The sequence below is a fragment of the Paludibaculum fermentans genome (genome assembly GCF_051172195.1).
In the GTDB taxonomy this organism is placed as follows: Bacteria; Acidobacteriota; Terriglobia; order Bryobacterales; family Bryobacteraceae; genus Paludibaculum; species Paludibaculum fermentans_A.
The window spans coordinates 3,168,121-3,193,918 of record NZ_JBPJAQ010000001.1 but is presented as its reverse complement, the minus strand read 5'-3'; the positions used below and the strand labels follow the sequence as shown (position 1 = coordinate 3,193,918).

At 62.6% G+C, this 25,798-nt stretch carries 18 protein-coding genes and 1 pseudogene; 9 read left to right on the top strand and 10 right to left on the bottom strand.

Going from position 1 to position 25,798, the window contains the following annotated elements:
- Positions 1 to 11 precede the first annotated feature (11 nt).
- Entirely contained in the window at positions 12 to 2,822 is a 2,811-nt protein-coding gene (uvrA, locus tag ACR9Y2_RS12990) for an excinuclease ABC subunit UvrA (protein WP_435041736.1), read from the top strand.
- A 29-nt stretch (positions 2,823 to 2,851) separates the two neighbouring features.
- Here the strand turns inward: uvrA and ACR9Y2_RS12985 are convergent, their stop codons facing one another.
- The 3 genes from ACR9Y2_RS12985 to ACR9Y2_RS12975 form a co-directional block, all read right to left on the bottom strand.
- On the bottom strand, positions 2,852 to 5,491 hold the full coding sequence (locus tag ACR9Y2_RS12985; protein ID WP_435041735.1) for an ADOP family duplicated permease: 2,640 nt from the start codon (positions 5,489 to 5,491) through the stop codon (positions 2,852 to 2,854).
- Between the two features lie 24 nt (positions 5,492 to 5,515).
- Entirely contained in the window at positions 5,516 to 5,869 is a 354-nt protein-coding gene (locus ACR9Y2_RS12980) for a PadR family transcriptional regulator (protein ID WP_435041734.1), read from the bottom strand.
- A 93-nt stretch (positions 5,870 to 5,962) separates the two neighbouring features.
- Complete coding sequence (locus ACR9Y2_RS12975) at positions 5,963 to 6,325, bottom strand: hypothetical protein (protein ID WP_435041733.1); 363 nt, start codon at positions 6,323 to 6,325, stop codon at positions 5,963 to 5,965.
- Positions 6,326 to 6,424: 99 nt separating this feature from the next.
- Between ACR9Y2_RS12975 and ACR9Y2_RS12970 the strand changes: the two genes are divergently transcribed.
- Positions 6,425 to 7,327 carry a hypothetical protein gene (locus ACR9Y2_RS12970; protein WP_435041732.1) on the top strand — a complete coding sequence of 301 codons (903 nt, stop codon included), beginning with the start codon at positions 6,425 to 6,427 and terminating at the stop codon, positions 7,325 to 7,327.
- A gap of 6 nt (positions 7,328 to 7,333) precedes the next feature.
- On the opposite strand, the gene ACR9Y2_RS12965 is transcribed toward ACR9Y2_RS12970, so the two are convergent.
- The gene (locus ACR9Y2_RS12965) at positions 7,334 to 8,755 is read right to left on the bottom strand and encodes a hypothetical protein (RefSeq protein WP_435041731.1); all 1,422 of its coding nucleotides are present in this window, start codon (positions 8,753 to 8,755) and stop codon (positions 7,334 to 7,336) included.
- Between the two features lie 159 nt (positions 8,756 to 8,914).
- Between ACR9Y2_RS12965 and ACR9Y2_RS12960 the strand changes: the two genes are divergently transcribed.
- Entirely contained in the window at positions 8,915 to 12,001 is a 3,087-nt protein-coding gene (locus ACR9Y2_RS12960) for a UvrD-helicase domain-containing protein (RefSeq protein WP_435041730.1), read from the top strand.
- On the opposite strand, the gene ACR9Y2_RS12955 is transcribed toward ACR9Y2_RS12960, so the two are convergent.
- Positions 11,953 to 12,285 carry an anti-sigma factor family protein gene (locus ACR9Y2_RS12955; protein WP_435041728.1) on the bottom strand — a complete coding sequence of 111 codons (333 nt, stop codon included), beginning with the start codon at positions 12,283 to 12,285 and terminating at the stop codon, positions 11,953 to 11,955. The two genes, ACR9Y2_RS12960 and ACR9Y2_RS12955, sit on opposite strands and share 49 nt — an antisense overlap.
- Positions 12,275 to 12,919, bottom strand: coding sequence for an RNA polymerase sigma factor (locus ACR9Y2_RS12950; RefSeq protein ID WP_194446686.1), 645 nt, complete (start codon positions 12,917 to 12,919; stop codon positions 12,275 to 12,277). The genes ACR9Y2_RS12955 and ACR9Y2_RS12950 overlap by 11 nt, the downstream gene beginning before the upstream one ends.
- Positions 12,920 to 13,004: 85 nt before the next feature.
- Between ACR9Y2_RS12950 and thrS the strand changes: the two genes are divergently transcribed.
- The 4 genes from thrS (at position 13,005) to ACR9Y2_RS12930 (ending at position 18,329) form a co-directional block, all read left to right on the top strand.
- Positions 13,005 to 14,948, top strand: a complete 1,944-nt coding sequence (thrS, locus tag ACR9Y2_RS12945; protein WP_435041727.1) for a threonine--tRNA ligase — start codon at positions 13,005 to 13,007, stop codon at positions 14,946 to 14,948.
- Between the two features lie 22 nt (positions 14,949 to 14,970).
- The gene (gene hpnI / locus ACR9Y2_RS12940) at positions 14,971 to 16,134 is read left to right on the top strand and encodes a bacteriohopanetetrol glucosamine biosynthesis glycosyltransferase HpnI (protein ID WP_435041726.1); all 1,164 of its coding nucleotides are present in this window, start codon (positions 14,971 to 14,973) and stop codon (positions 16,132 to 16,134) included.
- A gap of 78 nt (positions 16,135 to 16,212) precedes the next feature.
- On the top strand, positions 16,213 to 17,700 hold the full coding sequence (locus ACR9Y2_RS12935) for an ATP-binding protein (protein ID WP_435041725.1): 1,488 nt from the start codon (positions 16,213 to 16,215) through the stop codon (positions 17,698 to 17,700).
- Positions 17,697 to 18,329, top strand: a complete 633-nt coding sequence (locus tag ACR9Y2_RS12930) for a response regulator transcription factor (RefSeq protein ID WP_435041724.1) — start codon at positions 17,697 to 17,699, stop codon at positions 18,327 to 18,329. Before ACR9Y2_RS12935 ends, ACR9Y2_RS12930 begins: the two co-directional genes overlap by 4 nt.
- Positions 18,330 to 18,390: 61 nt before the next feature.
- On the opposite strand, the gene ACR9Y2_RS12925 is transcribed toward ACR9Y2_RS12930, so the two are convergent.
- The gene (locus tag ACR9Y2_RS12925; protein WP_435041723.1) at positions 18,391 to 19,221 is read right to left on the bottom strand and encodes a tetratricopeptide repeat protein; all 831 of its coding nucleotides are present in this window, start codon (positions 19,219 to 19,221) and stop codon (positions 18,391 to 18,393) included.
- A gap of 106 nt (positions 19,222 to 19,327) precedes the next feature.
- On the opposite strand from ACR9Y2_RS12925, the gene ACR9Y2_RS12920 reads away from it, so the two are divergent.
- Complete coding sequence (locus ACR9Y2_RS12920; protein ID WP_435041722.1) at positions 19,328 to 19,585, top strand: hypothetical protein; 258 nt, start codon at positions 19,328 to 19,330, stop codon at positions 19,583 to 19,585.
- Here ACR9Y2_RS12920 and ACR9Y2_RS12915 read toward each other — a convergent pair.
- Both ACR9Y2_RS12915 and ACR9Y2_RS12910 read right to left on the bottom strand, forming a co-directional pair.
- Positions 19,572 to 19,766 (bottom strand): hypothetical protein, encoded by a 195-nt coding sequence (locus ACR9Y2_RS12915; RefSeq protein WP_435041720.1) that lies wholly within the window; start codon positions 19,764 to 19,766, stop codon positions 19,572 to 19,574. The two genes, ACR9Y2_RS12920 and ACR9Y2_RS12915, sit on opposite strands and share 14 nt — an antisense overlap.
- Positions 19,767 to 19,773: 7 nt before the next feature.
- Positions 19,774 to 20,657: pseudogene (locus ACR9Y2_RS12910) on the bottom strand (SPFH domain-containing protein).
- Between the two features lie 181 nt (positions 20,658 to 20,838).
- On the opposite strand from ACR9Y2_RS12910, the gene ACR9Y2_RS12905 reads away from it, so the two are divergent.
- The gene (locus ACR9Y2_RS12905) at positions 20,839 to 23,049 is read left to right on the top strand and encodes a nitric-oxide reductase large subunit (RefSeq protein WP_435041719.1); all 2,211 of its coding nucleotides are present in this window, start codon (positions 20,839 to 20,841) and stop codon (positions 23,047 to 23,049) included.
- 100 nt (positions 23,050 to 23,149) lie between these two features.
- Here ACR9Y2_RS12905 and ACR9Y2_RS12900 read toward each other — a convergent pair whose 3' ends face one another.
- The gene (locus ACR9Y2_RS12900; protein WP_435041718.1) at positions 23,150 to 25,792 is read right to left on the bottom strand and encodes a PD-(D/E)XK nuclease family protein; all 2,643 of its coding nucleotides are present in this window, start codon (positions 25,790 to 25,792) and stop codon (positions 23,150 to 23,152) included.
- Positions 25,793 to 25,798: the final 6 nt, after the last annotated feature.

Genomic DNA, 25,798 nt, shown 5'->3' with positions numbered 1-25,798 from the left:
ATGGTAAGTCAGTGGACGAACTCCTGAGGATCCGCGGGGCGCGGGTTCACAATCTCAAAAACCTGAGTGTCGACCTGCCGCACAACAAGTTGACGGTGGTGACAGGTGTGTCCGGGTCCGGCAAGTCATCGCTGGTCTTCGACACGATCTATGCGGAAGGACAGCGGCGCTATGTGGAAAGCCTGTCGGCGTATGCCCGGCAGTTCCTGGACCGCATGGAAAAGCCGGATGTCGATGAGATCCAAGGCATTTCGCCGCCGATTGCGATCCGGCAGAAGAATACGACCAGGAATCCCCGCTCGACGGTAGCCACCTCGACGGAGATCTACGACTTCGTGCGGCTGCTGTATGCGCGCACCGGCGAGACATACTGCCCCACTTGCGGCCAATTGGTGGAACGGGACACAGTGGATCCGGTGGCCCGCAAGATGCTGGCGCAGCCGGACGGCTCGCGCTGGTACGCCCTGTTCCCGATTGTCATGTTCAAGCCGGGTGATGCAGCGGCGTTGCGCGACCACCTGTTCGACCTGCGGAAACGCGGCTTCAACCGGCTGTTCCAGAACTCGACGGTGTATGAGTTCTCGACGCCCGAGTCCCTGCTGGAGGTCGATTTCTCGAAGCCTGTCTTCGTCTTGGCCGACCGGCTGGTGGTGCGGCCGGACCAGAAGCAGCGCATCGTGGATACGGTGGAGATTTGTTATCGCGAAGCCGGCGAAGTGGTATTCGAGCAGGCTGGGGAACCGGAGCCGAAGCAGATTCGCTTCAGCGAGCGGTTCTCGTGCAAGACCTGCAACGTCGAGTTCCTGACTCCGGAACCGTCGCTGTTCAGTTTCAACAACCCCTATGGCGCATGTCCCAAGTGCCAGGGCTTCGGCAACACCATCGATTACGACCTGGACCTGGTGATTCCGGATCCGTCGCTTTCGATCGCCGATGGCGCGGTGGATCCGTGGAACAAGCCCCAATACCAGTGGATGCGCGAGGAGTTCATCGGCAAGTCGCGCAACAAAGTGCGAGCCACTGTACCGTATGTCGATCTCAAGCCCGCGGAAAAGAGCGTGGTGCTGGACGCGATCCGGCGCTTCTTCCTCGAGGTGGAAACCAAGAAGTACAAAGTCCATGTAAGGGTGTTCCTGAGCCGGTACCGCGGCTACACGCAGTGTCCGGCATGCGGCGGTTCGCGACTGCGGGCCGAGGCGTTGAACGTGCGCGTGGGCGGCAAAACGATTGCCGACGTCGTGCGATTCAATATCGCCGAGGCGAAGGACTTCTTCGATGAACTGCAGCAGGCGCCGGAGCAGGCGGCGATTGCGGAGAAAGTGCTTGTCGAGATCCGCCAGCGGCTGAAGTTCCTGAACGATGTCGGCCTTCAGTATTTGACGCTCGACCGGCTGTCCGCCACGTTGTCGGGCGGAGAGGCGCAGCGGATTCAGCTCGCCACGTGCCTGGGTTCGCGCCTGGTGGGCGCCACCTATGTCCTGGATGAGCCCTCGATCGGGCTGCATTCGCGCGATACTGAGCGCCTGATTAAGATCCTGGAAGAACTGCGCGACCTGGGCAATACGATCCTGGTGGTGGAGCACGACGCCGACGTGATGCGGGCGGCGGACCATGTCGTCGACATGGGTCCGGGCGCCGGAGAGTTAGGCGGCATGGTGACCTTTGAAGGCACGCTGGCCAAGATGCTCTCCGCCAGCGGCAAGAAGAGCGCCTCGCTGACGGCGAAATACCTGAAGGGCGACCTGAGCACTTCGTTGAAGACGGAGCGCCGGCCGGTTGACAGGAAGCGGCTGCTGAAGTTCTTCGGCTGCCGGGCCAACAATCTGCAGAACATTGATGTCGAAGTGCCGCTGGGCATGATGACTGTGGTGACGGGCGTTTCGGGCTCGGGCAAGTCGTCGCTGGTGCACGACGTGATCCACCGCACCTTGGAGACTCGCTACCGGCGAGACCTGTCGAAAGAAGGCGCCAAGGAAGAGGACGAGGTCCTGGCCCAAAAGGCGGAGAAGCAAACCTGCCGCAAGGTGGAGAATGCGGAACTGATCCGTGAAATGGTGATGGTGGACCAGTCGCCGATTGGGCGCACGCCACGCTCGAATCCGGTGACGTACTGCAAGGCCTTCGATGTGATCCGCGAGTTGTTTGCCTCGACGCCCGAGGCGGATCGCCGCGGCTACACGGCCGGCCATTTCTCATTCAACATTGCCGGCGGACGGTGTGAGACCTGCCAGGGGGACGGCACGGTCACGGTGGAGATGCAGTTCCTGGCGGATGTAGAACTGATCTGCGAGGACTGCAAAGGCACGCGCTATAAGTCGTCGGTATTGGATGTGCGGTACCGCGGGATGAACATCCACGAAGTGTTGGGGATGACGATCCGCGAGGCGCTGGCGTTTTTCGCGGATCAACCGAAGCTGGTGTCCAGGCTCAAGCCGTTGTCGGATGTGGGCTTGGGCTACCTGAGGCTGGGCCAATCGGCGACGACTCTTTCGGGCGGCGAGGCGCAGCGTGTGAAGCTGGCTTCCCATCTGACCCAGGCGGATTCGAAGGGCATGTTGTATCTGTTCGACGAGCCGACGACGGGACTGCATTTCGACGACATCGCGAAGCTGCTGGATGCCTTCGAGCGACTGGTACACAACGGCGCGAGCCTGCTGGTCATCGAACACAACCTGGAAGTGATCCGCCACGCGGATTGGGTGATTGACCTGGGGCCGGAGGGCGGCTCCGGCGGCGGACGAGTGGTCACGGCCGGCACACCGGAACAGGTGGCCCAATGCGCGGAATCCTACACGGGCCAGTTTCTCAAGGCGCTGAAATAGCCGGGGCGCCTGCCCCGCCCCGGGATTGATCACTCGTTGCGCAAAGCGATAGAGGGATCGGCGCGGGCGGCTCCCAGCGCGGGTGTGAAGCTGGCGAGCAGCGCCGCGCAGATGACGAAGGCCAGGGCCCAAAGGAGAGGCACGGGGTCGCCAAATTTCACGCCATACAACAGACTGGCCATGGAGCGGGCGGCCAAGGGCGCAAGAAGAGCTCCCACCACACCACCGGCGAGGGCTTGGGCGAGTCCGCCTTTCAACACCAGCCAGAGGATGTCGCGGCGTGTGGCGCCCATGGCTACGCGGATACCGAACTCGCGGTGGCGCTGTTCGACGACGTAGGCGAGAAGACCATAGATGCCGAACACCGCGAGCATCAGGGCCAGTAGCGCGAACGCCTGCAGCAGCCAGTTGGCAAGATTCCTCTCGGCCAGGGCGGCCCGTGTAATAGTCGTCATCGCCCGCGGCTCAGCCACGGGGAGTTCCCGGTCGATCTCGTGCAAAGCCGTGACGGCCGGAGCCAACAACGACATGGGATCGCCGGCAGTGCGAAGGACGGCATTCACTTCACCCATCGGCACCTGGGCCAGGGGCATCCAGAAACCGGGCTCGGCCTTGAGGTCGGCCGGGCGGTCGAAGTTATCGGCAACAACGCCAACGAGTTGCCGCGGTTTGCCCCAGATGCTGAGGGTTCGACCGACGGGGTCGAGCCCCGGCATATAGCGGCGCACCAGAGCTTCGTTGACGATGACGACCAGCGGCCCGGCCGTGTTGTCGCGCTGCTCGAAGTAGCGACCGGCGCGGAGCGGGATATGTAGGGCCTCGAAGTAGCCGGGCGAGGCCATCTGGTAGCGCGCCTGGGTTGGATCATCCGGACGCTCGGCCACGCCGGGGATGGAGAAGCCGCTGTTTTCGTCGTATCCGGTCCAGGGAATATTGGTGGCCAGTGCGGCAGCCTGGACACCGGGCAGGGACCGCCAGCGAGCCGCCACCTGTTCGTACAGCCGGGCGGCCTGTTCTGGCTTTTCATAGCCGGCTCGCGGCAGTTCCAGTTGGAACGTCAGGACGCCAGCGGGGTCGAAACCATTGTCACGGGCGCGCAACCGGAGCGAGCTTTGGACGAGCAGGGCCGCCGAGACACAGAGGACCGTGGCGAAGGCCACCTCACCGGCAACGAGCACGGCACGCAGGCGATGCGCGTCGCGGCCGGCCGAGGCCCCGCGAGACTCCTGGGTGAGGCTGGCGGCGGGATCGACGCGTGATTGGCGCAGGGCCGGAGCGAGGCCAGCCAGCGAGCTGGTGAGCAAGGCACAGGCGAGCGCAAAAAGACCGGCGGTCCAGGTGAGTTGGACCTCGTGGACACGCGGGAAATCAGCTGGGATCAATGCGCGCCATCCGGGAGAGAGCAAGGCAGCCAGCGCCAAGCCCAAGGCGCCGCCTGCCAAGCCGAGCACCAGATTCTCGCAGAGGACGGACCGCACCAGCCGCCAGGTTCCGGCGCCCAGCGCGCGACAGACCGCGATCTCCTTGCGGCGCGCCAGGCTGCGGGCGATACAAAGTCCGGCGACATTGGCGCAGGCGATGAGCAGAACCAGCCCGCCGGCCGCGGTGAGCAGCCAGACCGTTTCGCGCGATTGGCCGACGAGTTCGCTGGTGAGCGGCTCGATGCGCAAGATGAGATCCCGATTGGGACCAGGAAGGATGCGGGTGAGTTCTTTCGCGATGCCATGCACATCCTGACGCGCTTGCTCCAGGGAAACGCCAGGCTTCAGTCGTCCGATGAAATTGGTGAAGTGGGAGCCGCGGCTCTCGGGCCCCACCGGCAGAGGCCACCAGAGATCCACGGTCTCGCCTTGCAGCGGAGAACGGTAACTTCCGCCAACATGCTGGAAGCCGGGCGGCAGGACGCCCACGACGGTCCAGGCCTCCCGGTTCAGCCGGATGGTTTTGCCTACAATCGCCGGATCCGCTTGGAAGCGCGTCTTCCACAAGCGATTGCCGAGGATCACGACGCGTGCCTTTTCCACCTTGGAATCGGCCGGTTCAAAGCTGCGGCCCATGGCGGGCAGGATGCCTACGGTGGTGAAGAAATCGTGAGAGACCCGCATCGACCTGAGACGCTCCGGCACCTCGCCATGCATGAGTTGGAGGTCGTCACCGGTATAGAGGGCAACGGCATCGAACGATTTGTTCAGGCGGCGGATGTCGAAGAAATTGCCGATGGAGACGGGCCATTTGGGATTGCGCGGCGTCGACTCGAAGACGCGGACCAGGCGGTCGGGGTGCGGGTAGGGCAGCGGGCGCAACAAGACGCCGTCCAACATGGTGAAGATGAGCGTATTCAGGCCGACCGACAGCGCGAGGGCGGCCAATGCGATCGCGGTGAACCCGCGGTGGCGGCGTAGGGCGACCACCGCCTGCCGGAGGTCGGCGAAAGTGCCATCGAGCCAGCCCAGCAGGCGCTGATCGCGGATCGCCTCGGAGCTTACGCCTTCGTATCCGCACTTGAGCCGTGCCTGGCGGCGGGCTTCCAGTGGATCCAGTCCGCGCCGCAGGCCAGCCTCGGTCTCCATCTGAAGATGAAACTCAATCTCGTCCGCGAGGCTTCGATCAGCATTTGCTTTTCCAAACAGAGAGCGCAACTTCGAGAAGAACTCCAGTACTGAGCGCATGGGCGCCTCCTTACTCGATTTCGATCAGACAGCGTCGTCCAGCAGGCGCCGCATGATGTCCGTCATGCGGGACCATTCCTGGCGTTCGACTTCCAAACGGCGGCGGCCGGCCGGGGTGAGGCTGTAAAAACGGGCACGGCGGTTCGACTCAGTCTGGTCCCACGCGGCCCGCAGCAGGCCACGCTGCTCCAGGCGCACGAGACCGGGGTAGAGGGTGCCCATGTTCAACTGCAGCGCCCCGCCGGAGACCTGCGAGAGGCGTTCCGCAATGGCGTAGCCGTGCACGGGGCCGAGAGTTGCGACGACCTTGAGGATCATGAGGTCGAGCGTGCCCTGCAGCACTCCGGCCTTGGGGGAAGCGGGTTCTCTATTTGGCAATCTAATACAACCTACCGTCGTTCCATTTGGCTGTCAAATGGAGTACGGCCGGAATGTCAAAACGTTACAGAGCCGGAGGAAAGAATGCCGGGGTCAGGCTCGCCAGAATGAGATGACGCAGCCGCCGGCGATGATGAGCGCACCCCCGGCGCAGACCGGTAGCGAAGGCTTCTGCTGGAACCGGAACCAGGCGAGAATCTGGGCAAAGACAAAAAAGAAGACTACGTACACGCCCAGCAGGCGTCCGAAATCCCAGCGCGGCAGGTTCACGGTAAAGCCGTAAACGGCAAGGGCGAGCACACCCAGTCCAGCCGAGAGGAATCGGGCCACGCCAGTGGATCGATAGATGGCTGACTGGAAACACGAATCGCCGAAAGCTTCCAGGAATGCCGCGGCGCCCAGCAGCAGCAGCGTCAGCAGCGGCCCCGGTTCGCGGAGGATCAGCGGGAAGGACATCCCTCCACTATGCCGCGAGTTGGATGCCTGTCATCAGACGGGCGATTTTTCGTTAGGGGCCGGGCGGAGGGTGGAGTAAGCTCCTTGAAAGGAGGACAAATGGGTACAGGATCAATTCGACTGGATTTCGTGACTGTCGGAGGAGCCAAGCTCCAGGACCAGATACACATGGACATCGTCGCGAGGGACGGGTCGACACACTACGAAAACTCGGTCCAGGTCAGCGGGACGGTCCAGATTGGAGGGATCGAAGCGTCACCGGCAAAGGACTATCAGGTGACCGTGTGGCCCATGAGATACCGGCCGGCTTCCTTTTTCCTCAGGGTGCAGGATGGCAAGAATACACGCCAGACCGTGACCCTGCCGGTGAATCCGGACAAGGTGTCGGCCATTGATGCCCCGGCATATGCGAAATTGCCCCCCCAGTTGAGGACGATCCTCGAGACTTCGTCGATCGACACGCAGCCCGCCCAGCAGGGGCAGGCATTGTATGATGCGCTGGACGCGCAGCGCCAGGCCTGCCTGCTGAACATCGCGGCGAAGGCAGCGGGCACAACACTGGGTGACGGTTCCAGTTGCCTGAGCCATATGGGCGGCCTGCTGAAGCTGCGCAGGGACCGCTTCTTCGTCAGGACCACGGCCGCCTTGTTTGAGGAGACGCAGAATGCTTCGCGGCTCTTCCACGAGGTGTCGGGCGCGCTGCATCATCCCCCGGACGGGTACCAGTCCGCGAAGAGTTTCAAGACATTCGATAAGTACGGCAACCTGCAACTCTCGTTCTTCCGGCAGGGTGAAACCGGCGACCACTATCTGGTGGACGTCGACATTGACGAGGCGCAGTATCTGCAGCACACTTTCGAAGTCATTCGGAATGCCGTGCTGGACCACACCACCAATCCGTACGACGTCCACGAAGTACTGGTGGGCGAACAGAAGCTCAACCCCGGCTACGACTTCGTGTTTCCGCAGGCGGCTCACATCACCCTCGCGGCCAAGGCGTAGGCGGACTCAGACAACGTCGATCGCGGCCAGGATCTTCGACCAGGATGTCTTGGGAGCGTGCATCGCAAAGACGGATTCCGGCTGGATTTTCTCGCGTGCCGCTGCGTCCCGCACTTCGCTGAGGTACTGCGGCATGAAGAAGCTGCCATCCGGCATCGGGCCCTGGACCAGGTCGCTGGCATAGAGAATCCGGTGTTCAGGGAACCAGGCCATCATCATCCGTTCGCCGGTCTCGGTGCGAAGGGGGATGAGTTCCACCCGATTGGCGCCGCTGCCCAGCAGGGTCCGGCTGGCTACCAGGCGCAGATCCGGTTCGCGGCGCCGGGTCGCGAGGGCATCAGGTCGGAGGGACCGCGGGGCGGACAGCAGGCGCCGGACGATTGGTTCATTCCGGTCGAGCAGGTAGACCGGGATTCCGCGCGCGACATACTCCCGAACGCCGGAAAAATGCGGCCACGCATCGGAGGTCGAGATCACCGCCTTAACGGGTGTATCCGGGAACCGCCGTGCGGCCTCTTCCAGGACACGCTGCGAGTATCCAGCCGAGATGGGCGCCTCCAGAATCAGCAGGCCGTCATCCTGCCGGATGTAGGCGATGTCCCAGTTCCCCGGCACTTTGACGAAGCCGGGGGCAAGTTCGACGGCGGGCCGGTCCGGCCTTCCCAGGGGGAGAGCCTCCACCTCGGGCTGAGCCTTCAGGGCCAGTTGCCCGGCATCCGGCGGCAATGCCAGGCGTTCGGCGGGCACCGCGGCGTTGATCGTCATCTCGTCAATACTGAACGAGCGGTAGGCGTAGCCGCCCTTCTCGATGTCCACCTGGCGCGGATAATGCAGGCCACCCTGTTCCAGATACCAGTAGGAGTAGATCCAACGGGTAGTGACGTCGCCCCATACGTTCCAGAAGGTATCGCGCGGATAAGTCCTTACGAGTTCCACCACCGTGGGCAGCGCGGTGTCGGCATTGAACAGGATACGCACCGGGAAGCCCTGCCAGGTAAAGGCCGCCGCGTGGTGCATCACCTCCTGGTAGAGCGTCGATCCGTCTGTGCGCAGGTCGGAAGCGGCGAGAGCGGTGAGGAGAACCCGCTGGGGACTCAGGTCGAGCCATTCGGTGTCGGCCGGCATGACACGGGGCGGGAATTCCCGGCCCTGCACCGTCATCAGGGTGGCCTGCAATCCGTCGCCGGAGATAGTGGCCTGGCGATCCACCTGACCTGGGCGCTCAATCCTGTCCACGCGGCGGCGGCCGTTTACCAGGTCACGCCACTCTTCGGTTTGTTCGTAGCGGACAATCCAGGGGCCGGCCGGGCGCTCGGATTGCTCTATTAGGTAGTAGTGGCCAAATCCTTTAATATGAAGCGATTGGATCGCTTCCAGACGGGAGCGGCCGCCCATGGCGGCAAGGGATTGTTCGAGAAGTGGAAGCATGATTCCGAGGTAGCGGTGCCGTGCCAAATGTGCGCGGGCGTGCTCCTCTCAGGACGTGAACCCCGGCCGGGCTGGTAGACACTTGTTACAAAATCCCGCCACGGGCGTTACAGGGCGGCCAGCAGGCAGCGAGGGGGAGAGGCGACAATAGAAACCGCAATGGCTTTATCGCAGGAGCAACTCGATGCGGTCCGGCGGAGCGGCCAGGACGCCTGCTGCGTGGCCGGTCCCGGCTCGGGCAAAACCACCGTATTGGTGGAGCGGTTTGCGTGGCTGGTGGAGCAGGGCATGGATCCAGGGCGAATCCTGGCCATTACCTTCACTGAGAAGGCGGCCACCCAAATCAAAGCCCGTCTCGTGAAGCGCTTCAGTACGGACCTGGAGCGACGGCGCGGCGTAGAGCGCGCGCAGGTGTCCACGATCCACGCGTTCTGCATGGGCCTGTTGCAGGAACACGCCATCCGCGCCGGACTCGATCCGGAATTCGCCGTGCTGGACGAGCGGGAGTCCGACACTGAGCAGGCGGCTGCCATGGAGGCGGTGCTCGACCGCCTGGCCGAGGAGCGGCGCGACGAGTTTGTCGCCGTGGCGGAAGCCTGGCCGGCCAACGATATGGCGCTGGCCCTGCGTGGTGTCTACGAAGATTTGCGGATGGGCGGCGGAGCCCGGATCGCGCTCCAGCGGCTGCCCGAGTTTCACCCGGAAGCGGAGGTTGAGGAACTGCGGCGGTCCGTGCGCCAGATGCTGGACGAGTCGCCGTCGCCGACAACTGACCCGCAGCGGCGGCGCATCGCGGAAGGGCGCGCGTGGCTCAGCCAGGAGCCCTCCCTGTCCTGGCTGGCCGAGTTCAAAATGGACAAAAAGGGGCTCAAGGCCGGGCATCCCATCTACGACGGCCTCGATCGCGTCAGAATGCTGCGGGACCAGGCCAGGCGCTGCCTGCTGGGCGCGTCGCATGTGAAGGAGCGTGCGGTGCTGCGCGATGCCCTGGTCGAATTCGAGCAGGAGTTCCAGCGGCGCAAGCGCACGCGGGCGGCCCTCGACTTTGAAGACTTGCAGGAGCAGACCCTGCGCCTGCTGGAAAGCGATCCCGAAATCCGAAGTGAGACGCAGGATCGTTTCGACGCGATCCTGATGGACGAACTTCAGGATACGAACCCGGTCCAGTGGCGCATCCTGAACCTGGTGCGGCGCGAGGGCCGGTTCTTCGCGGTGGGCGACATCAACCAGTCGATCTACGGTTTCCGCCATGCTGTGCCTGAGCAGTTCGTGGCCTACCAGGAGACTGTCCTGGCGCAGGGCGGCGCGGTGGACCGACTGGAAAGCAATTATCGCAGCCGGCCCGAAATCCTGGCAGCGGTGACCGCCTCCCTGGTAACGACACCTAGTGTTGGCGTGACGAAACATGAACTGATTGGCCGGCGGGTGTATCCGCCACACGACCCTCCCTTCGTTGAGATCCAGCGTATGGAGGAGGGCGAGGCCGAAATTGAAGCACTGTGGATCGCCAGGCGGTTGCGGGAACTGCACGGCGAACTGACGGTGGGAGATCCGCCCCACCCGTCTCGATTTCGCGATATGGCCGTACTGGCGCGCACCAAGGCTCCGTTCGATGCCCTGGAATCGGCGTTCGAGCGGTTCGGCATCCCCTGCCAGATCGACCGGGGGAAGAACTTCTTTGAAGAGCAGGAGATCCTGGACCTTACCAATTGGCTACGGGTGCTGGAGAATCCGGCCGGCGAAATCCCGCTCTTCGCCCTGCTGCGTTCGCCCTTCTTCGGCTTGAGCGATGAGTCGATCCTGCTGGCGCGTGCTGAAGGCGGACTCGCTCCCCCGGCAGCCTGGGAACGGATAGTGGAGGCACGCGCGTTCCGTGAGGAGATTCCAGCGGACCGCCTGCTTTCCCGGCTGATGGACCAAACAGGCTATCGCGATGCCCTCGCCCGCCGCGGCCGCGCGAATGTCGACAAGTTTCTGCGACTGGTGCGTGACCTGGACTCGGCCACACCCGGCGACCTCGCGGGCCATCTGGAGCAGATCGACGACCTGCGGGCCCGCGGTAAGGAGCCCAATGCGCCTGAGGTGGAATTCTCCGACGCGGTGCAGGTGATGTCCATCCACTCGGCGAAGGGGCTGGAGTTTCCGGTGGTTGTACTGGCGGCGATGCAGAAAGGAACCCAAAACTTCAGCGAGCCCCTGGCGTGGACCCCGCAAGCGGGGTTGGGCCTGCGATGGCGCATGACGGACGGCAAATCGTCAGAGCCGGATCCCGCCCTGGCAGCCTGTGCCAGCCTGACGTCCGAGCGGGAACGGGCCGAGGCTGACAGGTTGCTTTATGTCGCCATGACACGGGCGGAAGAGCGGCTGATCCTCTCATGGACCCAACCGGCCAGAACCTCTCCGCCATGGGTGCTGCAGGTGGAAACTGGACTGCAAGTTGACTGGCCCAGTGAAATCAATGCCGTCAGGGAAACCGGCGAACTTCGGGTCACCAGGCGTAGCGGGCCGCCAGAGACGCTGGATGCCCCGGTGCTGGAGGGTGGAACGCCGGAGCCTCTTGAAGTGCCCGCTTTGACGGAGTCCCGCCAAGCCAGCGCGCAATTGCCTGTCACCGCCTTGGCGGTCTTTGCAGACTGCCCCCGGCGCTACTTCCTGCAATCCCTGGTGGGCTGGCCCCAGCCCATGATCGAAGGCGCCTCCGGTGGCGGAGCAGCCCTTGGAACGGAAGTTCACGAGTTCCTCGGCGGTGTATTGGAAGAGGCTTCGCCGGAAGCGGAGGCACTGGCCGAGGTCTTCTTGCAGAGCGAGCTGGCAGGGCGGGTTCAGCGGGCCGGCCGGGTGGAGCGGGAGTTCGACTTCCTGGTAGAACTCGAAGGCGTCCTGCTGCGCGGCCAGATCGACCTCTGGTTCGAGCACGAAGGACGGCTGGTAGTGGTGGACTACAAGACCGACCGGAATCTGGATGAGGTCAGGATGGGCGCCTACTCGGTCCAGCTCAGGCTCTATGCCGAGGCGCTGGAGAGAATGCTGGGCCGGCCGGTGGACGAAGCATGGCTCTTTTCCTTACGCCAGGGCACAGCCCACCCTGTTGAGTTGGGAGGAAGGGAGGAACGCCTCGCCGGATTGCGGGCGCTGATGGAGGCGGAGACGACGGGGGATTTCCCTTTGCGGGCAGCACCCCGTTGCCAGTGGTGTCCTTACTTTGAGGGGGCCTGTCCTTCGGACGGCGGCTCCTGGTCAGAGTGAGTTTCTGAACCGCAGCCGCAGCGTTTCTGAATCAGGCCCATGAGCTTCTGGTGAATCGACGCCGGTATCGGTTGCGGCTCCATCCCCTTGTAAACACTGATGGTTTTGCGAGTCGTGTCGCAAATCACCCAGCAGTTGGGGCACTCAGTGATGTGCTTTTCGAGTTCGGCCCGAAGCGCGGGGTCAGTGGTCTCGTCGAGAAAGTCGTTGAGTTCCTTCAGGAAGTCGTGACAGGTGACCATCTCTTTTCGAAGCGCTTCCGTGTGCGCTGCCTCATTTTGCATAGCCAAGGATCTGATCCCCTTTGCGTTTGAAAATCCGGGTGAGTTTCTCGCGCAACTGCAGGCGCGCGCGCAGCAGGCGGCTTTTCACAGCTGCTATTGACAGACCGAGTACTTCAGCGGTCTCCTCCGTGCTGAGTTCTTCGACATCGCGAAGAATAAAAACCGTCCGGAAGATCGGTTTGAGGCTATCGATTGCTTTGTCCAGGATCTCGCGCATTTCTTCCTGGCTGTATTTTTGCTCCGGCGTGTCGTCCCACACCGCGATCTCCCGCACGATCGGTTCCTCTTCCGTTTCGATGTTTTCATCGAGCGAAACGGTTCGGTCACTTTTACGCTTTCTGAGCTTCATCAGGCTCTCGTTCACGGCGATTCTGGTCAACCAGGTATAGAATTTGGACTGCCCCTGGAAAGAATCGAGATGTTCGAACGCCTTTAGAAACGTCTCCTGGAGGACATCTTCCGCGTCCTCATCGTTTTGGGTGATTTGGCGCGCCATGCGGTAGACGCGCCGCTCGTACTTGGAAATCAGCTCGCCGAATGCCGCGGCATCTCCGCGGCGAGCCCGGTCCACCAAGGGCTGTTCGGCAGATATGGCATCACTTACTACAGCGGACTGGGTAGGTTCGCCTTCCATAGTGTGGGCTCCGAATCTTAAAGGATAGCAGTGAACCGGCACTCGCGCTGTGTCATGATAGGCTGGAATTTACCCCTTTAGGACAATGAGCAGCACCATTACGATCACGTTGCCGGATGGCAGCCAAAAGGCGGTGCCCCAGGGCACGACGCCGTTGGATGTGGCGCGTTCGATCGGCCAGCGATTGGCCGACGACGCGGTGGTGGCTCGCGTGGATGGGACCCTGTGGGACCTGACGCGGCCGCTGGAAGGAGATACTACCCTCGAGATTCTCACTTCGAAGAACGAAGAAGCGCTCGAGGTCTACCGCCACTCCACTGCCCACCTGCTGGCCGCGGCGGTATTGGAGCTGTACCCCGAGACCAAGCTCGGCATAGGACCGCCCATCAAGGACGGCTTCTACTACGACTTTGATCGGCCTTCGCCCTTTACTCCTGACGATTTGGAGAAGATTGAAGCGAAGATGCGGGAGATCCGCGACCGCGCTCTGCCTTACGAGCGCCAGCTCGTACCCAAAGCCGAGGGCTTGGCAAAATACAAGGAACTCGGCGAGCCAATGAAGTGCGAGCTGATCGAGGAGCGCGCCGGAGAGATCTTCAGCGAGTACACCTTGGGGCCGAAGTTCATCGACTTCTGCCGCGGTCCGCACGTCCCGACCACCAAGCGCATTAAAGCTTTTAAACTTTTGTCGATCGCCGGCGCCTACTGGAAGGGCGACGAGAAGCGCCAACAGCTCCAGCGCATCTATGGCACGGCCTGGTTCTCCCAGAAGGATCTCGACGATCACCTCCACAAACTGGAAGAGGCGAAGAAGCGCGACCATCGCCTGCTGGGCAAGCAGCTTGACCTCATCTCCATCCAGGAACTGGCCGGCCCCGGCCTGATCTTCTTCCACCCCAAGGGCGCGCTGGTGCGCAAGCTGCTGGAAGACTGGATGCGCGAGCAGTATCTGAAGCGCGGCTATTCCCTCGTCAACACACCGCACGTGATGCGCGAGCAGCTCTGGGCGACCTCCGGCCACCTGGGTCACTACGTGGACAACATGTATGCGGCCATGGAGTTGGACGACGCGCGCTACCGGCTGAAGCCGATGAACTGCCCCGGCCACATCCTGATTTACAGGGACAGGCAGCGCAGCTATCGCGACCTGCCCATCCGGCTGGGCGAACTGGGCACCGTCTACCGCTACGAACGGTCGGGTACCCTACACGGCCTGTTCCGCGTCCGTGGCTTTACGCAGGACGACGCCCACATCTTCTGCCGGCCTGACCAGATCGTCGAAGAGATCGTCAACTGCCTGGAGTTCGCCTTCGACGTGTTGAAGACCTATGGTTTCGACCGCTACAAGGCGGAAATCTCCACCTGGGACGGCGGCACCAGCGGCAAATACGTTGGCACGCCGGAGCAGTGGGCCCTCGCCGAGAATGCGCTCAAGGTGGCTGTGGAACGCGTCGGCCTGGAAGCGACTGTCATTCCGGACGAAGCGGCATTCTATGGCCCGAAGATCGATGTGAAGCTGCTGGATGCGCTCGACCGCCCATGGCAGCTCTCCACAGTACAGTTCGACTTCACACTGCCTGAACGCTTTGAGCTCGAGTATGTCGGCGAAGATGGAGGCAAGCACCAGCCCCTGATGGTGCACCGCGCCCTCTACGGCAGCGTGGAACGGTTCTTCGGCATCCTGCTGGAGCACTACGCCGGCGCGTTCCCCATCTGGCTGGCGCCGGTCCAGGTGATAGTCCTGCCGATTGCCGACCGTCACGCCGAGTACGCCAAACAAGTGGAAGCCAAGCTCCAGGCTGCCGGCCTGCGAGTGGAAGTCGATGCCCGCAGCGAAAAAGTGAACTACAAGATCCGCGAAGCCCAGCTTCAGAAGATCCCGTTCATGCTAGTGGTGGGCGACCGCGAAGCAGCCGATGGCAAGGTGGCCGTGCGCACCCGGAAGGGTGGCGATCTCGGTGCCAAGCTTGTAGACGAAGTAGTCGCTGAAATCGCCCAGCTCGTCGAATCGAAGGCCGTGACCGAATAGGCGGCCGCCCGCCGGTGTCTTGATGTCCTGGATACCCACGATCCTACTCGGCTGTCTGCTGCTAGGGTCGTGGGTTTTCTGCGTTCTGACCGTCATCGCGGCAGTCCGGTACCGGCGTGTCCACCCGCCCTCCCTGCTCACCTGCGAACCCGTCTCCATTCTGAAGCCTTTACACGGCCTGGACGAGGGACTCGAAGACAACCTGCGGACTTTCTTCTCGCAGGATTATCCGGACTTTGAAATCTTGTTTGCCGCTAGAGAAGCATCCGATCCCGCGCTGGCAGTGGTGGAACGGCTCCGGTTGGACTATCCCGACGTCCCAGTGCGCGTCTTCGTCACGGGGGAGCCGCCCTATCCGAATGCAAAGGTCTATAGCCTGCAGCGCATGCTGGCCGAAGCGGCGCACGACCTGCTGGTGATGAGCGATAGCGACATCCGCGTTACGCAATCGATGCTGCGGACGGTCGCAGCCGAATTCCAGGATCCCAACCTCGGGGTGGCCACTTGCCCCTACCGGGCCGTACCTGGCGGAAGTCTATGGTCGGTACTGGAAGCGATCGGCATGAACACCGAGTTTTGGGGCGGCGCGATCACGGCCCGCATGGTGGAGGGGGGCGTCAAGTTTGCAGTCGGGCCGACGATCGCGGCGCGCCGCGCTGTTGTCCAGGCCGTGGGCGGCTGGGAGCGCCTGAGCCAGTACCTGGCAGAGGATTTCGTGCTCGGCCAGTTTGCGGCGGCGGCCGGCTACGGCGTCATTCTTTCCTCGTACGTGATCGAACACCGGATCGGCACCCAGGAAATGCGCGCCAACTTTGCGCACCGCCTGCGTTGGAACCGGTCGACCCGGAGGTCGCGTCCGGCCGGCTATGTGGGCCAGATCTTCACCAACCCGCTGCCCATCGCCCTGGGGCTGCTGGTTCTCCATCCGGAAGCCTGGCCGGCGGCTGTAGTCACGTGTGTACTACGCGCCGCCGCCGCGTTCACCATCTCAGAGGGGGTTCTGCACGATCCGCTCTGTCGCACCTGGTGGCCCCTGATCCTGTGGCAGGACCTGTTGAGCTGCGTCTTCTGGGTGGCAGGCTTCTTCGGCAACACCATAATCTGGCGCAACCGGCAGTATCGGCTGCTTTCCGACGGACGCTTCGAACTAATTGGCTATCCCACGACGGACGCCCCGCGCCGGTAAGGCCGCGGGGACATCCCTTATCACGGGTATTGTCAATAAGATATAAATGAGACAAGATCGGCAAGTGTGTAACTCGTAATGAGCAGGGAAACGCAGATCCAGACCGAAAACCCTATGCAGGAGGAGGTAGGAAACTCCTCATTCAGCCTCGCGCGCGTCTTCGAGGCGCCGAGGCGGACGATTATGTTCTGGACGCTGGTGATGTCGATCTTCATCATCCTGCTGGATGGTTGGATCGACACGAACGTCTCGATCGGCATCCTGTACCTGATTCCGATGCTGTTGGTGTCGTTCATCCTCAGCCGGTTTCAGATTCTGTGCCTTGCTCTGGTCTACTCCCTGTTGAAGGAGCACCTGTCGCCGTTCGGCTGGGAATTGGAGTCGGTCGCGCGTATCGGGTATGCCTTCATCGGCTTCGCCGGGGCCGGGCTTTTTGCCAACGAGGTTGTGCGCAGCCGCCGCATGGCCCTGCAATATTCCCGCGAACTACAGGAGCAGATCCAGCGCCGCAAAGAAGCTGAAAACCAGATGCTGACTCTGATCGAGTCGAGTCCCGCTGCGATCATCACGCTGGATGCGGAAGGCCGGGTGGATCTCGCAAACCAGGCCGCGCATGAACTACTGGTCGTCCCCATGGGTTCGCTCTATGGCGAACGCATCCGCAAATACCTGCCGGTGATGGCCGATCTGCTGCAAGCCACGGATGGCGACCTGCCTTACCGTACTGCGACAAACGCGCGGGGCCGCCGCGCGAACGGCGAGTCTTTCCTGGCCTGCGTATGGTTTGCCACTTACCCGACACGGGCCGGCAAACGTCTGGCCGCCATCATTACGGATGCATCGGACGATCTCCGAGACTGGCAGGAGACCAGCTTGCAGAACCTCCTTCGCAGCACCCGCGTCCTGGTGGGATCCGTATCTCATGAGATCCGGAATGTCTGTGCCGCGATTTCCGTCGTCCATGCCAACCTCGGCCGCATCCCCGGGGTGGATAAGAGTGAAGATTATACAGCCCTCGGCACATTGGCCCAGGGGCTGGCTCGGCTGGCTACGGTCGAGTTGCACTCCGCCGGCGACCAGGAGTTGAGCACGTCCAGCCTCGAGACGCTGCTGGAGGAGTTCCGGATTGTGGTCGAACCCACTCTGGATGCTGAAGAGATCGAGTTGCAGCTCGACATTCCGGAGAATCTTCCCCCGGTGGTGGGCGATCATCACGGCCTGCTCCAGGTGTTTCTCAACCTTTCGAGGAACAGCGTGCGGGCGATGGAAAGCTCCGAGGTGCGCCGGATGAAGGTCGACGTGCAGGTGACCAGCCACACAGTGGAGGTCCGATTCAGGGATTCCGGACCCGGCGTCAAAAACCCTGAGAAATTGTTCCAGGCTTTCCAGCAAGGTGCGGACGCAGTGGGCCTGGGTCTCTTCGTTTCGAGGGCCATTGTCCGGGCCAACGAGGGGGAGTTGTACCATGAACCATCCGAGTCAGGTTGCACCATGTGCGTGCGTTTGAAACCGCACCTCACTCCTGACCAGGCTGGTGATTTGCAGAACACGGAGATCACGGCATGACGAATATTTTGCTAGTCGACGACCACGCGCTGTTTCGCGAGAGTCTCGCGCGGCTGCTGTCCGCTGAATCGGATGTCCGTGTGGCGGCTCAATGCGCCACCGTCGAGGAGGCACTGCAGATTCTGGAATCGAATGCGTACGACCTGATTCTGCTCGACTACGAATTGGGAGACCGGCGCGGCAACGAGGTCGTCGCCGCCATCCGCCAGAAGAACTATGCCGGAAAGGTCCTCGTGGTCACTGTCGGGGTTACCCGGGCGGAACTGCGCCAGTTGATGAATCACGGCGTCAGCGGAGTGTTCCTGAAAAACAACTCGCCAGACCTGCTGATGCAGGCCATCCAGACCGTCATGCGCGGTGAAACCTGGATGGATCCGAAGTACAGCAGCAATGTCGGAGAGACCACCACCGGGGAAGCCGCCCGCAGGGCACGCTTCACGGAACGCGACCGCATGGTATTGCGTGGCGTATTCGAAGGCCTGGCGAACAAGGAGATTGCGGACCGGCTGCATGTGAGTGAGAGCGCCATCAAGGCCTCGCTGCAGCAACTGTTCAGCAAGACCGGGGTCCGTACCCGCAGCCAACTGGTGCGAGTGGCGCTGGAACATTACCGGCGCGAGTTACTCTGATAAAAACCCGGCCTCCTGACTCCGCGACGCCGCAGGGACCCGACGATCCATGTGGCGTCAGTTATTGAATGTACGGCTTCGGGGCGACCAGCGAGTTTCGAATATGAACCGCCCGCCGGTTCGCCTCGGCCGCCTCGTCTTTCATGCGCAGGCGGCGCAGGACGGAGGAGTAGGAAGCCAGCGTCTCCCCCAGTTTCGGGTGGCTGGACCCCAGGTACTTCTCCTGCATGGCAATGGACTGGCGAAAGAGCTCCAGCGCCTGATCGCTGTGCCCGCTGGCAAACTCCGCTGTCGCCAGATTGGCCATGACGGAGGCTTCCAAGTCGGGCTGGATCGAGGGCAGCTTCCGCGCCGCATCCAAGGCGCGCTGGAACCAGCGGGTGGCCCCTTCGATATCCTGGAGGCGCATGTGCAGCGCGCCGTATGTGTTACAAGCGCCCGCATAAACCTGATAATCCGGCGGTGACAGCTGTTCACTCAGAGTGATGGCTTCCCGAACCATGGGATCCGCGTCGTACGGCTTATCCATAGCCCGATAGGTATTGGCCAATTCGATCAGCGTGTTCGCGCTCGCACGGTGTGCGTTCTGCCTCCTGTTGATAGCGAGGCTTTGGTTCAGCAGGTCGAGCGATTGCTGGAAGTCGCCGCGCTTGCGGGCGATCACGCCCAGGTTGTGCAGTTCGGCCATGATGTAGCTCTCATTCCCCTCCGCTAGCAAACGATGCGCCGCCAAGGCGCGCTGGAAGACGGGCTCCGCCTCCAGGAAGCGGCCCTCGTCGCAAAGGGACGTCGCCGTCCGGTATGCCTCGGCGGCCTGTTGCAGGAGAGTTTTGGAGGCGGGCTCCTGAGCGGAGACGGCCGCGGTGAGGAGAAGACAAATTGCCCAGCGCATGCCTGCCAATACGATCCTGTTTCATTTGAGAGAGGCGTCACAAAACGCTGTCGCTTCATGACGTGGAGTGTCGTGATCCGTCTACTGAGCAGGTAACGGAGGTCTGATGACGCAGGAACGCATGGAGGGATGGAAAGAAATGGCGGCACACCTGGGCCGCTCGGTGCGCACCATCCAGCGCTGGGAACGGGAATCGGGCCTGCCTGTCCGGCGGTTGCTCGTGGGGGGCAAACCGCAAGTGTTCGCCTACCGGCAGGAACTGGATGGCTGGCGACTCTCCAGGGAGTCGGAACCAGCGAAGCCGCATCCGGGCCTCCTGGAGCGGCTTCGGGCCGGCTGGAACGACTGGTTCACGAGGAGATAGGACCGTCCTTCGATTCAGGAGGCTCCGCCGGTCCCTGGTAGCGGCGCCGGTCGCGCAGAGCCTTGCGTAACAGAAACTCGATCTGCCCGTTGAGCGAGCGCAAGTCATCATCCGCCCACTTCCGCAAGGCGTCCAGAACCTCGCCATCCACTCGTAGAAGAAACGACTTGCGCTCCGCCATGGCAGGATCAGTGGCTCAGCGTACCCGTGTTCAACACAGGTTGAGCAGCCGCTTCTGAGCACAGCACGACCAGCAGGTTCTGAACCATGGCGGCCCGCTGCTCGCCGTCCAGTTGCACCACGTTCTTGGTAGCGAGCGCGTCCAGCGCCATTTCGACCATGCCCACCGCGCCCTCCACGATCTTCTGGCGAGCGGCGATGACTGCCGAGGCCTGCTGGCGCCGCAGCATGGCGGCGGCAATTTCCTGTGCATAGGAAAGGTAGGAAAGCCGGGCTTCGATCACCTCCACGCCGGCAACGGACAGACGCTCGTGGATCTCGCTCTTCAGCCGGCCCGCGACCTCCGAGGTGTGCCCACGCAGCGATACCGTGTGCTCCTCATGCGAGTCGTAGGGAAATGCCGTGGCCAGATTGCGTACCGCCGCCTCACTCTGGACATGGACATAGTTCTCGTAGTTGTCCACCTGGAAACAGGCTTCCGCGGTGTCCACTACCTTCCAGACAACTACGGCCGCAATCTCGATGGGATTGCCGTCCTGATCGTTCACCTTCAGTTTTGACGTCTCGAAGTTCCTGACACGGCAGGAGATGGGCTTTTTCGAGTAGAACGGATTGGCGAACCTCAAGCCAGGCTCGCCACTGTCCCGATGTAATTACCGAATAGGGTGAGCACCACGCGCTGGTTGGGCTGGACACTGAAGAAGCCGCCCAGGCAGATGACGTCCAGTACCCAGACCACGACCCACGCAATGATCACGCCAACAGGCTTCTCGAACTCGACCGAGCCCCGTACAGCGAATACGATTCCGGCGACCGGAATGACCAGGAACGCCAAGGCAAGCAACAGGACCGGGATTCCGGGCCAGGCTGCAATCACTTTCTCTTTGAACATACTTCCTCCATGAGGAACTCCGACATTTGGACCGTTGAGCTGCCAAAGTGATATCACATTGATAGCTGTCATTCAAGAGAAATCGATTCTGGACTCCTTATGTGACTTTAGTCATATCAACCCGGGGCCGAATAAACCATACTCACAGCGTCAGTATTGGATTCGCCAAGGAGTTGAGTCAATGAAGAGGCTGTGGATGGCATTCGGCGCGGTGCTGGTGCTTTCGTTCTCGGTATTGGGGTGGATTGGAACACGAATCTACCAGGAAGCGCCGCCGATTCCGGCGAGCGTCGTTACGACGGAAGGCCAAGCCGTCTTCGGTCAGGGCGATATCCCGGCCGGGCAGAATGTCTGGCAGTCGATGGGTGGCATGGAGGTTGGCTCCGTCTGGGGACATGGCAGCTATGTGGCGCCTGACTGGACGGCCGACTGGCTGCACAGGGAACTGGTGTTCGTGCTCAATGAATGGGCGCAGGCCCAGTGGAACAAAGGCTACGACCAATTGGGCGCCGAGCAGCAGGCGGGCCTCCGCGGACGCCTGGAGGAGATGTACCGCCGGAACACCTTTGATCCGGCGAGAGAGACCATCGTCATTGAGCCTGTCCGGGCGCGCGCCATCCAGGCAAATGTCGCCTATTACACCGCGCTGTTTGCGAATGGGCAGACCGCCTATGCGATCCCGAAGGGCGCGGTGCCCGATCCTGAACGCGCGCGGAAGATGGCCTCATTCTTCTGGTGGTCTGCCTGGTCAGCCTCCACCAATCGCAAAAACGACACGATCACCTATACGCACAACTGGCCGCACGAGCCGCTGGTGGGCAACCGGCCCACGGGCGAGAGTGTGATGTGGACCGGAGTCAGCATTCTCATGCTGCTGGCCGGAATCTGCGCCATGGTCTGGTGGTACGCCTCGCAGAAAGAGGAGCCGATCGGCGAGACACCGAAAACCGACCCGCTCGCCGGGTGGCGCTCCACCGCTTCCCAGGTCGCTACCCTCAAGTATTTCTGGGTGGTTGCAGCCCTGATCCTCGTGCAGATGATCATGGGCATGGTCACAGCCCACTACGGTGTGGAAGGCGACGGATTCTACGGGATCCCTCTGTCGAAATGGCTGCCCTACAGCGTCACCCGTACGTGGCATGTCCAGGTGGGCATCTTCTGGATTGCCACAGCATGGCTGGCCGCCGGCCTCTACATCGGACCGCTGGTGAGCGGCGTCGAGCCGAAATTCCAGCGCCTGGGAGTAAACGTTCTTTTCGGAGCATTGCTGGTGATTGTGGCCGGCTCGCTGGCCGGTGAATGGATGAGTGTCCAGAACCGGCTCACCGACGTGCAATCGTTCCTGTGGGGCCACCAGGGCTACGAGTATGTGGATCTGGGGCGAGGCTGGCAGATCCTACTCTTCGCCGGACTCCTGATCTGGCTTGCGCTGGTGGTGCGCAGCGTGCGGCCGGCGCTGAAGGTAGCCGGCGACCAGAGGCATCTCCTGTGGCTGTTCCTGGTCTCGAGCGCGGCCATCGGACTGTTCTATGGCGCCGGCCTCACGTGGGGCCAGCACTCGAATCTTTCCATAGTGGAATACTGGCGCTGGTGGGTGGTCCACCTGTGGGTGGAAGGCTTCTTCGAGGTCTTCGCGACCACCATCATTGCGTTCTTCTTCACACGGTTGGGGCTCGTACGGCCCGGCCTGGCGGCCAGGAGCGCATTGCTCTCAGCAACTATCTACCTGGCCGGCGGCATCATCGGCACCTGCCATCACCTCTACTTCTCCGGTACGCCGACTGTCGCCATTGCCTGGGGCTCAGTTTTCAGCGCCCTGGAAGTGGTTCCCCTGGTGCTGGTGGCCTACGCCGCCCTCGACGATCTGCGCCGCGGCCGGGCTACGCAATGGGCGCTTCGCTACAAGTGGCCGGTGTATTACTTCGTGGCCGTGGCCTTCTGGAACATGGTCGGCGCCGGACTGTTCGGCTTCATGATCAATCCGCCCATCGCCCTCTATTACATGCAGGGCCTGAACACCACCCCGCTGCACGGCCATGCGGCGTTGTTTGGAGTCTATGGCATGCTCGGCATCGGCCTGATGCTGGTGTGCCTGCGGGCCATGGGACAGGAAGGCGAATGGAACGATCGCTGGATGAAGTTTGCATTCTGGTCAATGAACATCGGGTTGTTCGCCATGTGCGTGGGCAGCCTGCTTCCAGTGGGCCTGATGCAGACCTGGGCCTCTGTGGATCACGGCTACTGGTACGCCAGAAGCCAGGAATTCCTGCAGACGCCGATGATGCAGACCTTGCGCTGGATGCGCGCTCCGGGTGACACCCTGTTCGCCCTGGGTGCTGCCGCATTGGTCGCCTTCGTCCTGAAGACCAGGGCAAAGAGCGCGAGCGCCTGATCCGGCTCTTCGCCAAGATTGGAAGCGGCCCGGGACGGGCACCGGGCCGTGCACCTTCCGTCTCCATGGCGCGTCTCGATCCAAGCCCAGCAACTCGGGGTCACCCGGTTGCGGTTTCTGTCTGTTGAGTGGACTGCACCCGGCAGGCATCCAGGTAATTGCAGTACCGGCAAGCTGCTTCATCAGCCGGCTGGACCGAGATGCGGCCTGACGCAATCTGCAGAATGCTCTGTCCCGCCGCCTGCACCGCCTGATTCATGAGGGACTCCACCTGGTCGCGCTGGGTGAACTCTTCATAGATCGTCTCACCGCGCAAGCCTACATAGACGAAGGCGAGAGGATCCAGCCCCTCTCCCTTCACAGCCGCCAGATACAGACCGCCCTGCACCGTCAATCCCGCCTCCAACTGCTCCAGGCGGCGCTTGATTCCAGACTGCCCGGAGTATTTGAAGTCATAGACGATCGACTCGCCGGCCTCCGACGTATCCACCCGATCGGCTCGGCCTGCCACTGGCATACCCTCAATCATCAGCCGCAACGGACGTTCCGTCTCCACCTTCCAGCCAGGCAGAACCCGTGCGTTCTGCTCATAGAACCGCAGGCTGCGCTCGATCAGTAGGCGTGCCAGTTCTACCCGGTGCGACGCGGGGATGCGCCGCTGCGCCAGCATCGCGGCCCAATGCCGTTCGAACAACTGCTCCAGGGAGCCCAGTCCGCGGTGCCAATCGGAGATCACGGCGTGGATGACGATGCCCTGGGTCACGAAGTCCAGGCGTTCGTGCGGCAATGCAGGCATGGGCTGAAGCTCCAGGGTCCTGCCCGCAAAGAACTGGAAGGGACATTGCAGATAGTTTTCGAGAGACGTGGGCCGGTGCTGCCGGTGCTTGGCCCGGACAAAGGCCAATGCTGGCTCTGATTGCAGCGCGGGCAGCGGCGCCAGTGGCACAGCCAGGCTCGGCGTCACGCGCAAGCCTCGCGCTTCCCGCGGCTCCTGTTGAATCTCATCGAGTGCAAATGAACGCAGCGTAGGCCGGCCTTCAGGATCCTTGGTGGGCCACGAGAGCACCAACGACTGGGAGGCGCGTGTGAGCGCGAACCGAAACAGAAACGCTTCCTCCGCCTGCTTGTCGGCCCGGTTGGACACAGGCACCCCGTTGGTCCGCAGTTTGAATCGTGTCTCCTCCGACAGCACCGCATCCGGAGCCACCTTGCGAGGGAAGTCGCCCTCCAGCAGGCCGCAAAGAAACACGACTGGCAGCTCCCATTGCCGCGCTTCATGCACGTCCAGCAGATGGATGGCCTCACGCCGTGGATCGGACACGCGCAGGGACGTTTCCTTGAGAGCCTCCTGGGCCTGCCGCCAGAATCCTTCCAACAGCATTGGCTCGGCTCCGAGGAGGCCGGCCAGTTCCATCAGCGTAGAGCTCATCAGACGCAGCGCCGCGGCCCTGGTCCGCCAAACCTGCAGGGTTGCCGGATCCCCGCCCGGTTCGGGGGGTGCGATGAGCGAAGCGAGTCCCGCTATTCGCTGCGCCCACTCGGCAGCTGGAGCCGGAACGCTGCTCCAGGAACTCATCCCCTCGAGTGCCGTCAACCACCGGGCGGGCAGAGAAACATGGCCAGCCAACTCCGCCAGACCTGCGCCGGGTAGAGCCTCACGGACCTCCAGCTCCAACAGATCGGCCGCCGGCTCCTGCCCCGACAACGTCACGGCGGAGCGCAGCGCCTGCGCGGTCCGCTTCCACTCCCACCCGCTCTGCAAGGCATCGATCAACGATGCGATATACCGGCACACCGGATGCCCTGCCAGCGGCCTGACAAAATAGGATCGCGCCGGAACACCCAAACGTGCGAGTGTCGTCTCGAACAACGGCAGGTAGGGATGGGCCGACCGCAGCACTACACCCATATCGCGCCAGGGCCGTCCCCCGGCATGCAGCGCCAGCATGCGGAGCGCGATCTCCTCCACCTCCCGTTCGCGGCTCGATGCTGCCACCAGGGTGGTCTCCGGGCTTGTCCGGACCGGCGAAAACCGCTGCTCACGCAGCCCCATTTGCCGCAGCGCGTCCAGGGAGGCGGCAGCCCCAGGCCATTCGGGCAGGGCGACCGTCAGATCCGCATGCAATTTCAGCGCCCGTAGAAGCTCGATCTCAGAGCGGGTGAACGAAAAGAATCCATCGAAGTAGAGGGCTTGGAGAGAGCCCACACCCTGTTCCCTGATGGCGCGCGCCATGGAGGCCAACTGCTGCGCCCGAAAGACCATCGACTGCGCGCCCAGCCGTTCTTCCAGTTGTTCATACACTTGCTGCAATCCGGCGGAGAATGGCCCTGAATGGACCCCCAGCCCCCGCAGAGCCGCCCACTGGAGCGAATCGCAGCCTGCGTTGGCCAGATCCTCCAACGCACGCGCCAGCGCTGAGGCAAAGCCGGGGCTACCAGCCAGTGCGGCGAATGCGCGAGGTTGCCCTTCCGCCAGAATCTGCCTTAGAAACAGAGTGACCGCCGTGGAAGGCGCCAGCCGGTGCGCCGGCCGCATGCTGTCCACGAATCCGGCGATCGTGGTGATCGTGGAGCCGCGCACCACCAGCCCCTCGCGCGCAAGCGAATTGCGCAGATGTTCGGCCATGGTGGCCGTAGGAACAATCAGCCGGAAGTTGGCGCTGCCTGCACGCAGCTGCCGCCGCACCTCTCGCAGAATGGCCGTTGTTTTACCCGAGCCCGGTTCGCCGAGCAGTAGCCGCATGGTCAC

Coding starts and splice junctions, on each gene's coding strand:
- ACR9Y2_RS12920 (WP_435041722.1), top strand. CDS start 19,328: ATGACGCAGGAACGCATGGAGGGATGGAAAGAAATGGCGGCACACCTG.
- ACR9Y2_RS12925 (WP_435041723.1), bottom strand. CDS start 19,221: ATGCGCTGGGCAATTTGTCTTCTCCTCACCGCGGCCGTCTCCGCTCAG.
- ACR9Y2_RS12960 (WP_435041730.1), top strand. CDS start 8,915: ATGGCTTTATCGCAGGAGCAACTCGATGCGGTCCGGCGGAGCGGCCAG.
- ACR9Y2_RS12900 (WP_435041718.1), bottom strand. CDS start 25,792: ATGCGGCTACTGCTCGGCGAACCGGGCTCGGGTAAAACAACGGCCATT.
- ACR9Y2_RS12915 (WP_435041720.1), bottom strand. CDS start 19,766: ATGGCGGAGCGCAAGTCGTTTCTTCTACGAGTGGATGGCGAGGTTCTG.
- ACR9Y2_RS12905 (WP_435041719.1), top strand. CDS start 20,839: ATGAAGAGGCTGTGGATGGCATTCGGCGCGGTGCTGGTGCTTTCGTTC.
- ACR9Y2_RS12930 (WP_435041724.1), top strand. CDS start 17,697: ATGACGAATATTTTGCTAGTCGACGACCACGCGCTGTTTCGCGAGAGT.
- ACR9Y2_RS12975 (WP_435041733.1), bottom strand. CDS start 6,325: ATGTCCTTCCCGCTGATCCTCCGCGAACCGGGGCCGCTGCTGACGCTG.
- hpnI (WP_435041726.1), top strand. CDS start 14,971: ATGTCCTGGATACCCACGATCCTACTCGGCTGTCTGCTGCTAGGGTCG.
- ACR9Y2_RS12985 (WP_435041735.1), bottom strand. CDS start 5,491: ATGCGCTCAGTACTGGAGTTCTTCTCGAAGTTGCGCTCTCTGTTTGGA.
- ACR9Y2_RS12950 (WP_194446686.1), bottom strand. CDS start 12,919: ATGGAAGGCGAACCTACCCAGTCCGCTGTAGTAAGTGATGCCATATCT.
- ACR9Y2_RS12935 (WP_435041725.1), top strand. CDS start 16,213: ATGAGCAGGGAAACGCAGATCCAGACCGAAAACCCTATGCAGGAGGAG.
- ACR9Y2_RS12970 (WP_435041732.1), top strand. CDS start 6,425: ATGGGTACAGGATCAATTCGACTGGATTTCGTGACTGTCGGAGGAGCC.
- ACR9Y2_RS12955 (WP_435041728.1), bottom strand. CDS start 12,285: ATGCAAAATGAGGCAGCGCACACGGAAGCGCTTCGAAAAGAGATGGTC.
- ACR9Y2_RS12965 (WP_435041731.1), bottom strand. CDS start 8,755: ATGCTTCCACTTCTCGAACAATCCCTTGCCGCCATGGGCGGCCGCTCC.
- thrS (WP_435041727.1), top strand. CDS start 13,005: ATGAGCAGCACCATTACGATCACGTTGCCGGATGGCAGCCAAAAGGCG.